The following is a 251-nucleotide window of genomic DNA, read 5'->3' as shown; positions in this document are numbered from 1 at the left end:
GCCCAGACCTGGCGGCGGCGATCCGCAACCTGGCGTGGCTGGGCATGATGGCGGGATCGGTACGCCGGTCGGGCAGCGGCCACGGATCTCTTGCCGCGCTGTATGTGATCGTCGCGGCGGTGATGGGCGGGACGGCGCTGGTCGCAATTGCCGGTGCCGCAGTCGACGTCCCGGCGGCGGCGCGCGCGCTGGGCGATGCGCGGTCGGTGTTCGCGATGATGGGCGCGGCCGGCGCGCTGGTCCTGCTGCAC

The 251-nt window shown here is 74.1% G+C and carries 1 protein-coding gene; it reads left to right on the top strand.

Going from position 1 to position 251, the window contains the following annotated elements; genetic code table 11:
- Positions 1-251 (top strand): hypothetical protein (locus AC0IYH_RS32965; RefSeq protein ID WP_471838592.1); only part of this gene is annotated, 251 nt, incomplete at both ends.

This window comes from Pseudomonas sp. AC463 (assembly GCF_979253585.1).
The sequence above is the reverse complement of the archived record's forward strand: the minus strand, read 5'-3'. Positions and strand labels throughout refer to the sequence as shown.